18 protein-coding genes are annotated in these 12,670 nt (G+C 42.4%); 7 read left to right on the top strand and 11 right to left on the bottom strand.

Going from position 1 to position 12,670, the window contains the following annotated elements; translation table 11 throughout:
• The first annotated feature begins 89 nt into the window (after window positions 1–89).
• Window positions 90–467, top strand: a complete 378-nt coding sequence (locus GO493_RS00555) for a winged helix-turn-helix transcriptional regulator (RefSeq protein WP_157304120.1) — start codon at window positions 90–92, stop codon at window positions 465–467.
• Here GO493_RS00555 and GO493_RS00550 read toward each other — a convergent pair whose 3' ends face one another.
• The 3 genes from GO493_RS00550 to GO493_RS00540 form a co-directional block, all read right to left on the bottom strand.
• Window positions 468–1,457: a phosphotransferase gene (locus GO493_RS00550; RefSeq protein WP_157304119.1), complete on the bottom strand. Its 990-nt coding sequence runs from the start codon at window positions 1,455–1,457 to the stop codon at window positions 468–470.
• Window positions 1,458–1,523: 66 nt separating this feature from the next.
• Window positions 1,524–2,438, bottom strand: a complete 915-nt coding sequence (locus GO493_RS00545) for a helix-turn-helix domain-containing protein (RefSeq protein ID WP_157304118.1) — start codon at window positions 2,436–2,438, stop codon at window positions 1,524–1,526.
• A gap of 12 nt (window positions 2,439–2,450) precedes the next feature.
• Window positions 2,451–3,344 carry an NmrA family NAD(P)-binding protein gene (locus tag GO493_RS00540; protein ID WP_157304117.1) on the bottom strand — a complete coding sequence of 298 codons (894 nt, stop codon included), beginning with the start codon at window positions 3,342–3,344 and terminating at the stop codon, window positions 2,451–2,453.
• Window positions 3,345–3,463: 119 nt separating this feature from the next.
• On the opposite strand from GO493_RS00540, the gene GO493_RS00535 reads away from it, so the two are divergent.
• Complete coding sequence (locus GO493_RS00535; protein WP_157304116.1) at window positions 3,464–3,808, top strand: TfoX/Sxy family protein; 345 nt, start codon at window positions 3,464–3,466, stop codon at window positions 3,806–3,808.
• Here GO493_RS00535 and GO493_RS00530 read toward each other — a convergent pair.
• The 3 genes from GO493_RS00530 to GO493_RS00520 all read right to left on the bottom strand — a co-directional run bounded on the left by GO493_RS00530 (window position 3,792) and on the right by GO493_RS00520 (window position 5,858).
• The gene (locus GO493_RS00530; protein WP_232538708.1) at window positions 3,792–4,325 is read right to left on the bottom strand and encodes an AAA family ATPase; all 534 of its coding nucleotides are present in this window, start codon (window positions 4,323–4,325) and stop codon (window positions 3,792–3,794) included. The genes GO493_RS00535 and GO493_RS00530 overlap by 17 nt on opposite strands.
• A gap of 23 nt (window positions 4,326–4,348) precedes the next feature.
• Window positions 4,349–5,389 (bottom strand): bifunctional transcriptional activator/DNA repair enzyme AdaA, encoded by a 1,041-nt coding sequence (locus GO493_RS00525; protein ID WP_157304114.1) that lies wholly within the window; start codon window positions 5,387–5,389, stop codon window positions 4,349–4,351.
• Window positions 5,390–5,462: 73 nt separating this feature from the next.
• Complete coding sequence (locus GO493_RS00520; protein ID WP_157304113.1) at window positions 5,463–5,858, bottom strand: winged helix-turn-helix transcriptional regulator; 396 nt, start codon at window positions 5,856–5,858, stop codon at window positions 5,463–5,465.
• A gap of 152 nt (window positions 5,859–6,010) precedes the next feature.
• Between GO493_RS00520 and GO493_RS00515 the strand changes: the two genes are divergently transcribed.
• Complete coding sequence (locus tag GO493_RS00515; protein WP_157304112.1) at window positions 6,011–6,652, top strand: DUF2306 domain-containing protein; 642 nt, start codon at window positions 6,011–6,013, stop codon at window positions 6,650–6,652.
• 2 nt (window positions 6,653–6,654) lie between these two features.
• Here the strand turns inward: GO493_RS00515 and GO493_RS00510 are convergent, their stop codons facing one another.
• Window positions 6,655–7,017, bottom strand: coding sequence for a winged helix-turn-helix transcriptional regulator (locus GO493_RS00510; protein WP_157304111.1), 363 nt, complete (start codon window positions 7,015–7,017; stop codon window positions 6,655–6,657).
• A gap of 102 nt (window positions 7,018–7,119) precedes the next feature.
• Here GO493_RS00510 and GO493_RS00505 point away from each other — a divergent pair, with 102 nt between their 5' ends.
• The 4 genes from GO493_RS00505 to GO493_RS00490 all read left to right on the top strand — a co-directional run bounded on the left by GO493_RS00505 (window position 7,120) and on the right by GO493_RS00490 (window position 9,989).
• The gene (locus GO493_RS00505; protein WP_157304110.1) at window positions 7,120–7,914 is read left to right on the top strand and encodes an alpha/beta hydrolase; all 795 of its coding nucleotides are present in this window, start codon (window positions 7,120–7,122) and stop codon (window positions 7,912–7,914) included.
• 90 nt (window positions 7,915–8,004) lie between these two features.
• Window positions 8,005–8,586 carry a Crp/Fnr family transcriptional regulator gene (locus GO493_RS00500; protein WP_157304109.1) on the top strand — a complete coding sequence of 194 codons (582 nt, stop codon included), beginning with the start codon at window positions 8,005–8,007 and terminating at the stop codon, window positions 8,584–8,586.
• Between the two features lie 2 nt (window positions 8,587–8,588).
• The gene (locus GO493_RS00495) at window positions 8,589–9,161 is read left to right on the top strand and encodes a Crp/Fnr family transcriptional regulator (RefSeq protein ID WP_157304108.1); all 573 of its coding nucleotides are present in this window, start codon (window positions 8,589–8,591) and stop codon (window positions 9,159–9,161) included.
• Between the two features lie 72 nt (window positions 9,162–9,233).
• A complete protein-coding gene (locus GO493_RS00490) occupies window positions 9,234–9,989 on the top strand; it encodes an SDR family oxidoreductase (protein WP_157304107.1) in 756 nt (251 codons plus the stop codon).
• 40 nt (window positions 9,990–10,029) lie between these two features.
• On the opposite strand, the gene GO493_RS00485 is transcribed toward GO493_RS00490, so the two are convergent.
• From GO493_RS00485 to GO493_RS00470, 4 genes are all read right to left on the bottom strand, one after another.
• Window positions 10,030–11,127, bottom strand: coding sequence for an acyltransferase family protein (locus GO493_RS00485; protein ID WP_157304106.1), 1,098 nt, complete (start codon window positions 11,125–11,127; stop codon window positions 10,030–10,032).
• A 217-nt stretch (window positions 11,128–11,344) separates the two neighbouring features.
• Window positions 11,345–11,848 (bottom strand): SRPBCC family protein, encoded by a 504-nt coding sequence (locus tag GO493_RS00480; protein WP_157304105.1) that lies wholly within the window; start codon window positions 11,846–11,848, stop codon window positions 11,345–11,347.
• Window positions 11,848–12,165, bottom strand: a complete 318-nt coding sequence (locus tag GO493_RS00475; RefSeq protein WP_157304104.1) for an ArsR/SmtB family transcription factor — start codon at window positions 12,163–12,165, stop codon at window positions 11,848–11,850. Before GO493_RS00475 ends, GO493_RS00480 begins: the two co-directional genes overlap by 1 nt.
• A 3-nt stretch (window positions 12,166–12,168) precedes the next feature.
• Complete coding sequence (locus GO493_RS00470; RefSeq protein WP_157304103.1) at window positions 12,169–12,549, bottom strand: MauE/DoxX family redox-associated membrane protein; 381 nt, start codon at window positions 12,547–12,549, stop codon at window positions 12,169–12,171.
• Window positions 12,550–12,670 lie beyond the last annotated feature (121 nt).

The raw sequence follows: 12,670 nt of genomic DNA, 5'->3' as shown, positions 1-12,670 counted from the left end.
AACTTATTCTACATTTGCTATTAAAAGTATAGCGCTATACAAAACTATAGCACTATATAGAATTATATCTGACTTAAAATGAGATAATTATGGAGTTGTTGAAGAAAGTAGAATTTGTAAAGAAGTGTCCTACTTCATATGTCCTGGCTATAAATGATACGCTTAATGCCATCCAGGGAAAGTGGAAAATGCCGATAATCGCGGTATTGCTCTTTGGCAAAAAGAGGTTCAAGGAAATAGAGCGGGAGATACCGAAGATCACGCCACGTATGTTATCGCAGGAGTTAAAAGACCTGGAAATGAACGGTATTGTCAAGAGAACAGTTTATGATACAACACCTGTTACTATAGAATATGAGATCACTCCTTCCGGCGAGCAGCTGCATGATGTGCTGGAAGCGATGATCAGGTGGGGATTAGCACATAGGAAAAGCAATGTGATGAAGAATTTGCCGGTGTTTAAATAATTATCCCAATTGTGCAAGTGAAGCAGTAAAACGGGAGGACCTCATCTGGTGCACTGCTTTATTTAACAAGGCTTTCCCATACATAAGCTGGCCTTCATAGGAGGCCAGAGACAGCTTCCCTGCTCCCATCAGTGCCCCGAATTCTTTCAGACTGATGCCTTCCATGTCCTGGTTATGTTTGTGGTCTGCGGTTTTGCCTTGTGCCGCCAATCTGAACATCAGCATAGCATAAATAATCCTGCAAAGCTGACGCATAATATAAAAGCGAGCCTTTTTATAATCGTCTGTAGTATAGTTAAAGTAGACATCCAGGAGTAGCTTTTCCTGTTCTTCAGAATGAACGAAGAAATTAGCTGCGTTCGCCAGATCAACATAACGGTCGTTTAAGAAGGCGGTATCCCAGTCTATGATCCATATCCTCTCACCATCGCATAAGATATTATTGGGATTAAGATCGTTATGACTGAATACTTTATCTGTGTCCTGCCAGGGATATTTGTTCCTTATTATTTCATAATGTCTGAAACATTCGTCAAATACAGGTCCTGATAGCATGCCGGTTTGTCTGAAGCTGTTGACCATGCCGTCGATGGCTGTCAGCAGATCATCCCCTCCGTTATGACAAGGTACTGCGTGAATGGCTTTGATAGTATTGGCGAGTTTGCCTGTTAATATTTCCGGTGTAAAAACGGTGCGTATAGGTTTGCCGGCTATAAGGTCACTAATGGAAATACCAGTTGTTGTATCCTGGTAATGTAATGAAGGTGCAATGCCTGCAGCTGCTGCAAGCGCCAGATTGGTGGCGCGGTTTGCAGGAAGACCGGTATCCAGCTTAAGTACGTAAGGCCGGTCCTGTACAACAATTTTATAGACTGAAGAGGCTGATAATCCACCAGCCAGTAATGAGATGTCAGTAACTTCAGTAGTGTTAAAAACCTGTTGAAAGGCTGTTTCAATGGCAGGGACGAGGTGCGAGGGGAACTGTGACATAGCGGTAATGATTATTGCAAATATAAGTTGTGGTGACGGAATAATTTCTTCAGGACCATATTATGATCAGTTGAAAGACTGCCTGAATTCAGAAGGCGAAACGTTGGTTTTCGTTTTAAACAGTTTACTGAATGATTGTGGGTGCTCAAACCCCAGTTCATAAGCTATTTCACTTACAGACAAACTGGTGATAGATAATTTCTCTTTTGCTTTTTCAATCAGTTTATCATGTATATGTTGCTGGGTGCTTTGTCCTGTCAATACTTTAAGCAGGCCGCTTAAATAACCGGGAGATACGTTTAATAAGTCTGCGATATATTGAACGGCAGGCAGTCCTTTTTTTGCAAGATCATCGCTATTGAAATACTTCTCAAGAATATCTTCCAGGCGGCTCAGTATGGAATGATTGATTATTTTACGGGTGATGAACTGACGGTGATAGAACCTTTCAGCATAGGTGAGTAATAGTTCCAGTTGGGCAAGAATGACTCGCTGGCTGAATTTGTCAATGTTTGAATTGTATTCCTGTTCAATATTAAGAATGATGTTTGTAACTGTTGTTTCTTCTTTTTCTGAAAGGAACAAAGCTTCATTTACTGAGTAGCTGAAATATTCGTATTGCCTTATTATTTTTGCCAAGGGAGTATTCCATAAGAAATCCGGATGGATAAGTATTAACCATCCGGAATGTTGGAAGTCCTCCCGGGCATCTATAGAATAGACCTGGCCGGGTGCAATGAAGAACAATACACCTTCATTAAAATCATATTCCTGCTGGCCGTATTTCACCCTGCCATTTACCATTCTTTTTAATGCAATGGAATAGAAATGTTGCGTCAGGTTTTTAGGCTCATCATCCTTCCCTGGTTTAATGTCTTCAAAATTGATGACACTGACAAGCGGATGCTGGGGCCTAGGTAAATTTCTAAGCTGGTGATATTCGCTGATCGTTTTAATAAGGTAAGGTTGTACGCCGGCCATGTGTCAATATTTTTACTTTTGTTTAAAGGCTGCGGCAAAGTCTTCTGCGAAGTCTGTCAGCTTTACTTTGCCTGTTACTGCTGGTTTATTCAGGTGGAAGTCCTCTGCCATTGTACCATCATGGAGGCTTGCAAACATCTCTGTCAAACCAGCTGCAAGTAATGAGGGGACACCATGGGCTTCCATTCCTGCCTGCATTTCTTCATTGCTGATAATGGCCCACTTTAAATCCGGTTTTCCTATAGCTGCTCCTAAAACACTGGCAATTTCATGACCGGTACGCTCATCACTGACTACATAACGCACTTTCCCGCTGGTGGTCACCGTTGTTGTTAGCTCTTCTGCAATGGCAACGGCAATATCTGCAGGAGATACCAGCTCAATCTTATCAGCGCCACCATAGTTGGCTGCAATGACACTTCTATGTTTTATCATTTCTATAAAGCTAAACAAATTGTAATAGAAATAAGTAGGCCTCATATGTGTAATATTTATGCCTGGTAGCTGATTCAAGATAACCTCGGCGTGATGGGCGCCGAGAATGATGCCGGTACCTTTATCCAGATGAGCGCCAAAACTGCTGAGATGGACTACGCGCTTTACACCTGACAGTTGAATAGCCTGTGCATATTTACGGGCAATCCTGCTATAGTATGCTATACAGTCAGGCTCAGTGTACCCAACAGGTGGTACCATACAGTAGACTGCATCTGCGCCCGTGAAGGCGTTTGTAAGGAAAGCAATATCTTCTATTGTACCGATGGCGGCAATGGCTCCCAATGCTTCAATGTCTTGCTGTTTATCAGGGTTACTGCTGATAACGGTAACTTCATGCCCTTGTTGTACCAGCACTTTTGTGAGCGGTTTACTGATATTCCCGGTAGACCCTGTTACTGTAATTTTCATGTTGCTTTTTTGTTTCTGCAAAGATGAGCCGTTATAGGGAAGCAGATTTAGCCAAATCTCATATTGTTGTAGGCGTTTCTTATTAAGAAAAGTCTTTTATTTGAGAAACAATATCTGTTATGCCCTACAATGAGAGAATAGCTGACCGTGTCAGGGAGATCATTGCATCAGCCACTGATAAGGTAGAAGAACGGAAAATGTTTGGAGGACTATGCTTTATGGTAGATGATAAGATGTGTGTGGGAGTAAAGGCCGACCGGATCATGGTGCGGATCTCGCCGGAGGCTTTTGAGAAAGCGTTGGGTGAGGATGGATTTGAACCAATGGTGCATGGTGGAAAAACTGTGGCGGGATTTGGCTTTGTTCATGAAGAGCAGCTGACATCAAAAAAGGAATTGCTGCATTGGGTGAACCTTGCTCTCCAGTTCAATAAAGAGGCGGCTCCTTCTAAGAAGAAGAAATGATTCTTTGCATTATAAATTCTACGCGTTCTTCGACAGAGGAAAGGGGAAGGTAGCATATTTCATAGTTCAGGCCTGAATATACTTTTACCATAGCATGATAAGTAGCTATGGCTTCTTCAAAGGATTGTTTCCTTTCATTGTCCTGAGCAAATATCTCCTGCCAGGGTGGAGCGATGAAGATCTGTGGATGGTATCTGAAAACCTGGGTAGCTTTTTCAATATGCGGAGGCACGGGCAGGCTATTCAACCGGAGATAGCCCATAACATCCGGTATGCCTCTGTCAAATATAACCGGCCCCTGTAATTTGAGCCCTTCTCTGTAAGAGCGTATATCCCAGCTTAACATTAATTCAGCGAAACTGCCTGGGTCTACCCATGGAAGTGCAGGGCCGCCAATGGCTTGCTGATCCTGTATAATAGCCCTTCCTGCTTCCGGCATACATTGTATACCTCTTTCGGTCAACGCGTTAATAAGGGTACTTTTGCCCGATCCGGGACCACCTGTAATTATGTACATGTTAAATGAAGGTTTAGAAAAGATCATAGGTTATTTGATCTTTCCAGGTCAAGCAACCATTTCTTTCTGAATAATCCGCCTCCATAGCCGGTCAGGCTTCCGTCTTCACCAATTACCCGGTGACAGGGAATGAGGATGGAGAGCCTGTTCATGCCATTGGCATTGGCAACGGCACGGATAGCTTCAGGGCTATTGATAGTTATTGCCTGTTGTTTATAAGAGCGTGTAGTGCCATATGGGATTGTCTGCAGTGCGTTCCATACTGACTGCTGAAATATAGTGCCTGGTGCAAACAGGGGGACCGTAAACGTTTTTCTCCTGCCTTCAAAGTATTCAGTAAGCTCCTGTTTCAGCTGATCAAAATGCTTGTTAGCTCCCTGGATGATAGTTGCATTTAGTTTTTTTGCCAGGGCTTTCAATTCTGTTTCCAGCATTTTCCTGTCTGTAAATTCCAGGAGGCAGATACCTTGTTCTACTGCACAGGCAAACATGGTTCCCAAAGGGGTTTCAAGTCTGGTAATATCTATAACCTGTTTGCCTTTTGTATTTGAGGGAGATACGCCAAAAACGGATCTGAAGGAATCTCCGAAGCCGCTTAAAGATTCATAGCCAGTGTCAAATGCAGCAGAGGAAACGGTTTCTCCTTCCTGCATCTTTTTAAAGGCGGTATTCAGCCGGAACATTCTCTGATAAGCGTGAAATGTGATGCCATGATTTTTCAGGAACCATCTTCTTATAGCACTGGGTTCTATGCCTTTCTGAAGCAGGTCCCAGTCCTTGAATTTTTTGGATGGATCTGCATTTAATTCATTTAAGATATCCTGGATGAATACTGGTGTTTCTCCTATTTTTGCCAGTGGATTGCAAACTTTGCAGGGCCTGTATCCTTTTTGTATGGCTTCACTGGTTGTTTTAAAGAATTCAACATTTTCAGGTTTAGGCTTCCGGGCAGTACAGGTAGGTCTGCAGAATATGCCTGTGGTTTTAACTGCTGTGAAGAATGTGCCTTCGAAGCTGCTGTCTTTATCAACAATGGCTTTATACATTATTTCGTTGGTCAGCATTATTATTTCTTTTATCCAAAGATAGACCAGCCTGCCCTGGCCTGCAACCGAAAATTTAACAACTATTTTCCGGCTATTGGCAAATGGAACTGTACTGGCTCAATGCATCCTTTTCAATGCTTTGATAATTGTTGACCTGTTGTACAGCATCTTTGTTTTTGAGGCCCCAGGCATTCAATTGCTCCAGGATGGGTAATATACTTTCGCCCATTGGGGTCAGGAAGTATTCTACACATAAAGGAAAACCGGTGTAAATTTTCTTTGTTACCACTCCGTAAGTTACCAGTTCGCTCAGCTGCATTTCAATCACCCTGAGGCTGGTAGTCGCTATTTCGCGGTGCAGCTCGCTTGGACGTCTGATGCCACGGGCAATAGCGTCGATGATACAGGGTTTCCACTTGGCGCCAAAGACTTTCATAGCTATGGTGATGCCACAGTCAAGGTCTTCTTTTATCTTTCTTTCGTACATTTTTTTAATAGTAAAGTTAACTTTTCTATGTGGTAACGGCCTGACCGTTCATACCGAAAAGTTATTCGGTATCCGAAAAATATGCCGGTTATTTTCTTAATAAGACCATCTCCCGAATTTGCAGGCAATTATTCACCTTTTAAGTATTTACAATGTCTGAATTTCTGAGATCGTTGCGTACACCACTGTTCCGTTTAATTAGTGTTCCACAGGTAGTATTCTGGTTAATCATCTTTGGCCTGACCCGGTCATTTATGAGCGATGCTGATCATTTCCTGGAGCTGACGCCGGAAGCTCTTGGTAAGTATTTTCCACTGAGGTGGGTGCTTATTGCTCATATTACCGGAGGCGGCGGAGCGTTGATACTGGGGCCTATGCAATTCTGGAGCAGGTTCAGGGCCCGCTATATTAAACTGCACAGGTGGGTGGGCATTGGCTATCTGCTGACAATACTACTTAGCTCTGTATGTGCTATGATACTCAGTTTTACTACAGCATACGATGTGAACTGGGCATATGCGTTTTCGTTGCAGGTATGGGTAAGTGTCTGGATCATTTCCACTGTTATAGCCTATAGGGCGGCCCTGCAAGGGAAATTTAAACTACACCGGGAGTGGATGACACGAAGTTATATAGTAACGGTGGCATTCATTATTTCCGGTCTTACACTAAAATATTTGCTGAAGACCGGGTTTGGTACTTTAGAGGATACTTCTCCTTCTCTCATCTGGATGGGATGGTCGGTTCCTCTTTTTGCATACGAAGTTATTTTAAGTTTTAAAGCACATAAATAAAGCTATTTCTGATTTTTCCATCTTTCTCCCCACTGGTGTAAGTCCAGAACAATACCTAACAGTTCTCTACCTTTGTCAGTAACTGTATATTTAATCTGTTGGGGAACGGTATTGGGAATTTCTGTTTTGACGATCAGTTCCGTCTCCTGCAATTCAAATATTCTTTTACCCAGCACCTGATCAGAAAGCGTAGGGAAAACCTTCTTCAGTTTGCTGAACTGGTAAACATCGTTTGCAATACAATAGAGGACCTGCATTTTCCAGCGGAGCCCTATGCAACCCAGAATGGCGTTCACATTACAGGCTTCTGCCAGTATGCGCAGGTTCTCAACATTTGTTGAAAGTTCCTTTATTTCACTGGACATATTGATGATGGATTTAAGGATGGGTAACTCACTTTCGGGTGAGTTATTGTTCGCATTTCTGACCGGATTTACTTTTGCTCAAAGGTATTAAAATTGAAAACAATGAGTTTAGTAAAGTATTTCTTAGTGACACTTATCGTGTTGTTATTTGTAGGAGCCAGTGGGGTGGCAGCGCAGCATCAATCCGGAAAACCTGTGTTTGTTCTGGTGCATGGGGCCTGGCATGGCGGCTGGTGCTGGCAGGAGGTTAGCTGGCAGTTGAGGGAAAAGGGATTCCGTGCGTATACGCCAACACTGAGCGGTTTGGGTGAGCATAAGAACGTTATCAATGAGGGCATTAATCTGCAAACGCACATTACAGACATTATTAATTTTATAGAGATGGAAGATCTGCATAATGTGGTTTTAGTGGGACATAGTTATGCGGGTACTGTAATTGCGGGCGTTGCAGATAGTATTCCCGGCCGTTTGAATAAACTGGTTTTTCTTGATGCGATGATCGTACATAATGGCGAAAGCCCTCTTTCTACACAATTTAAAGAAGTGCAAACTGCAATGGGAAAATTTGTGGAGAAGAAACAGAATATTGCACCCATTATTCCTGCAGAAGAATTTGGAGTGACAGACAAGGGCAAAGCTAAATGGGTAAATGAAAGGCTTACTCCCCAGCCGTTCAATACCTTTGCGCAGAAGCTGACATTGAAACATGCCTATGGTAACAATGTGCCGCTTGTTTATATTTCCTGTACCGAAAAGCAACTTCCTATCATAAAAAAGATGAGCGGGGAAGCACGGAGTAATCCCTTATGGACTTACCTTGAATTAAATACTGGCCATGATGCTATGGTGACTGTGCCTGTTGAGTTGAGCGGATTGTTTACCAGATTAGCGGAATAAGAAAAGGCGGATTACATGATCCGTCTTTTCCATTTAGCAACATGAGCATGAGCACTTAATTTTGTATTTTAGCTGCGTCATACAGGTAAAATGCATCCCATCATTCACCATATAAACAGAATTACTGATAATGCGGCATTTGATCAGCCAGCTATTATGGCTGCATTTGAATCTTATGCTGTGAAAAAGAAGCAGGTTCTTTTAGAGGAAGGGAAAAACTGCGGGTATTACTATTTCGTGGTAAAGGGCTGTTTACGTTTATATTTCCTGGATAATAACGGTGTAGAACAAACTATTCAGTTTGCTTTGGAAAACTGGTGGATGACTGACCTGGATGCATTTAAGACAGGAAAGAAAGCAGTCTTCAGTATACAGGCATTGGAAGCCAGCGAAGTGCTGGCTATAGATTATAAAGGATACCAAAGGCTGCTGAATGAACACCCGGTAATGGAGAAGTACTTTCGGTTAGTTTATGAGCGGGCTTATACAGCTTCCCTGTTCAGGATAAATTATATTACCCGTCTTCCTAAAAATGAGTTTTACGTTTTCTTCAGCCAGCTATATCCGGATTTTGTGCAACGTATTCCCCAGAAGATCCTGGCTTCTTTTCTGGGTTTTACGCCAGAGTACCTTAGTGAATTGAGAAAGAAATTAGCCACACAAAAGCATTGATCATGTTACAGGTTTTAGAGAGCCATATCTTAAAGTTAGTACCGGAGCTAAAGGATTCTATTGACAGGATAATACCACATTTTTCTATTGAGGAGTTTAAAAAAGATGAAGAGCTGCTGACAGAGAATATGTCTTGCGAGAGGTTGTTCTTTGTTTGCCAGGGAATGCTTCATTTGTACTATACTTATTCAGAAGAGAAGCATGTTATTCATTTTGCATTAGAGAACTGGTGGCTTACGGATTATAAGACTTTTCCCGATGTAAAGCCTGCTACGTTGGGTATTGCCGCAACTGAAGATACTACTGTAGCGGTTATCAGTAAAAGAGATTATGATGCGTTGCTATTGGCTTATCCGTTGCTTGCGGTGTATTTTAACAATATCCATCAACGGGCTTACGGTGCGGCTTTGCATAAGCAGAAGATCTATGCTACTATTTCAAAGGAGGACTTCTATAGTTATTTCAAAAATACTTACCCTGAATTATATCAAAGGATCCCCGGCCACATTCTGGCTTCATATATAGGTATTTCATTAGAGACATTTAAGGAATTTGAGGCGGGATACATTTCTTAAACCAGCTTAAGTTATTTCAATACAGCTATTTTCATCTTTGCACCATACGATAACCTCTAAAAAATTTAAGAGATGAAAATAGTTGTAATAGGTGGTACCGGCCTTATCGGTAGCCAGTTAGTAAGTCTGTTACAGAAAACCGGAAACGAGGTAGTAGCTGCTTCTCCTAATACCGGTGTGAATACACTTACCGGAGAAGGCCTGGAGAGAGCTTTGCAAAATGCCGATGTAGTGGTAGATGTATCAAACTCTCCTTCATTTGAAGACACCGCTGTGATGAACTTCTTTAAAACTTCTAACGGGAACCTGCTGGCCGCAGAAAAGAAGGCTGGTGTACAGCATCATATTGCCCTTTCTGTGGTAGGTACGCAGAAATTACAGGCAAGCGGTTATTTTCGTGCTAAGCAAGTACAGGAAGACCTGATAAAAGCTTCCGGTATTCCTTACACTATTGTGCATGCCACACAATTCTTTGAATTTGCCGGTGGGATTGTCTGTATGGGTACCGTTGGAGAGAAAGTGGTTTTACCTGATGCCAATATTCAGCCTATTGCAAGCAGGGACGTGGCTGCTTTCCTGGCAAAAACGGCGACTGGCAGCCCCGTTAATAAAATACTGGAGATAGGTGGCCCTGAGAAATTTGATATGACGGCGTGGATAAAGCAATATGTTGCCGCAACCCATAAAAGCTATGACGTTGTTGCTGATGCGCAGGCTTTATACTCAGGCGCTCTGATTGAAGCTGATACATTGGCTCCGTCTGCAGCTGTTTACCTGGGTGATACGAGGTATGCTGAATGGATAGCACAACCTGAAAATCAGCGATAAAATAAAAGAGCCCGTGCTAAGCACGGGCTCTTTTATTCTGTTAACCGGCAACATTGGGCGCCGGTCTCCTGTTCTTTAAGAATTTGCGGAGTGGATCATCCACGTATTTCAATATCAGATATGCCAATAATATCAATGAAATGGTGCCAACTACCGTGATCAGGGACATCACGGCCAGTGAAGGCTTATGTTTTTCAACATAGCTCATGAACAGCCATATAAAGGGATAGTGGATCATGTAAATAGGATATGAGATATCTCCCGAGAACTGACAGATCTTCTGACCTGTAGTATTGGCCTGAACTCCGGCTCCAAGCATAACAAGAACGGGGAAATAGAAAACTACTACCAGCGGATCTACAAACCAGTTGTACGTTTTAGAAAATGGTATCATAAAGGCAAGTAGCAGCAGTATTCCTATTGGAATAAACCCAAGTTTTGACCGGATATTCCATCCGGACCTATAAATAAGTAATCCGGCGAGGAATGAATAGCTTACCCTTATAGCTCCGCCAGCAGCATTATCTCCGCCCCATCCTACACCCAGATAATGAGATTGTTTTGATTCATAGAACAGCACGATGGCGGCTATGGCGGTCAGCAGCCAGAGAATTTTATTTCCTAAACGGACAAGGATCAGGGCGTAAAAGATATTGGCGATATACTCCCAGAATAATGACCATGTTGGCGGGTTCAGATGGAAAAGACAAAAGAACCTTTCACGTATTGCAGGATACGGGATCATCAGGCATGAGGATAAGAACAGCAGTAATGTTTTATCTGCATAGGTCTGATAGAGGTTGGTAAACGGGTCGAATATAAAGACCAGCAGACCGATCACCGAACCTATAATAACCAGGGGATGCAGGCGGATGAGCCTTAGTTTGAAAAACTGTGCTATACCGATTTTAGCAATTCTCTGGTCATAAGCGTAGGCAATGACAAAGCCTGAGAGGCAGAAGAAGAAATCGACAGCAAGGTAGGCGTGGGAAATGAGATTATTGCGATAATCCGGAACGGCGATCTCCATGAAATGGAATATTACAACCGCGATGGCAGCAAGCCCCCTGAGCCCATCCAGAATTTCAAAATGTGGTTTGGTCGATAAAAGGGATTCCTGGTTGGCGCTTTCGAACATTATTTTTCATTTGAATTGTGGAACAATGCCAATATATGAACTGACTGTTGATATATTGAGAAGATAACAGGTAGATAAAGATGGGGTTAAATCTGTTAAAATGCAAGTCTTTCCAGTGGGTATTGGGTATAAGAGCTTATCAAAAAGGAAAAGCCTCCAGGTAAGCAAACCTGAAGGCTTTTGAATTCCAGTGAAGTGCAGTGCTTAAGTTTAAGCACTATTTACTTATGGTCAATAACAGTTCGTCAAGTTTCTGGAGGGTTGCCATCATTCCCTGTTCCATGCCCATCTGGATAACTGTTTCCAGGTCTGAAAGGGATTTATATGCAACGATGGTTTCTACCAAAGCGTTTTCTCCTTTATCAGTAAAGGTTACAAGCCACTCTGCGCGCGGCAGATCATTATTTATTTCACCTTCTGCATTGCTGAAAGCATCCAGTGATGTGTAATAGTCAATCGGTTTTATTTTCAGATATTCTGTATAGCCCCAGTATTCTGTACCGTTTGGTTCTACCATTGCATAATGCCAGTGGCCCCCCTCGCGAAAATCCATAGATTTCGTCTTTGTGGTTAATGGAGCGGGTGCAAACCACCTGTCAAGTAATTCTCTTTGGGTATAACAATCCCAAACTAACTGCCTGCCGGCTAAAAATTCACGTCTGACGGTCAGCGTATTTTTTACCTTATCTGCGATGAAGTCGAATTGCAAAGTGGGTGTCATTATTTTCCTTTTTTTATGATGGATAGAAGTTGATCTAGTTGTTGAAATCGGCTTTCCCATATCTTTCTGAACTGTTCCAGCCATTTATCTATTTCTTTCATTTTGTCAATTTCAAGTTGATAGTATATTTCCCTGCCCTGGTGTTCCTGTTTCACTAGTTCGCATTCAGTTAAAACTTTCAAATGTTTTGAAATTGCCTGTCGTGTTGTATCAAAATGCTCAGCGATAGCGTTAGGTGTCATTGCCTGTACTGCAATCAGAGCAATGATAGCTCTTCTTGTAGGGTCGGCAATGGCTTGAAAGATATCTCGTCTCATAAATCATTTCCTTACCATTGGGAGGTACTTTTCCCAATTGTCAATAATTACCCAAAGAATGATTGCTACCAATGCCAGTGCAATGGGCAAACCTGATGGAGCCAGGAAGATGTTGGCAAGCAGAATACCTGCTAAAACGGGTAGAATAACAATAGCTCCCAGCGCCCTGGTTCTTGGGAAGATCAGTAATAAGCCGCCAAGAATTTCAATAGCGCCAACCAGTGGCATGAGCCAGCCTATTTCCATAAATGCCATACCGGCTTTTACCATTTTCTCAGGCATATCTTTAGGCATCGGCATGTAGTGGAAGAACTTATCCAGTCCTGCATTAACGAACATCAGACCTGCCAGGAGGCATAAAACAAAGAGGATTTTAGCTTTCATATATAGTTTTGGTTTAAGTATCGCAACTAACTGGTTGCAAATATACGTGCAACTAATTGGTTTCGCAAAATTTTCTTTAGAAAATTTTGTGGAAGACTGGTGAGATGCGATGAGATCCTAG

It is taken from the genome of Chitinophaga tropicalis, assembly GCF_009758205.1.
Classification (GTDB): domain Bacteria; phylum Bacteroidota; class Bacteroidia; order Chitinophagales; family Chitinophagaceae; genus Chitinophaga; species Chitinophaga tropicalis.
This window is presented reverse-complemented; position numbering and strand designations above follow the sequence as displayed.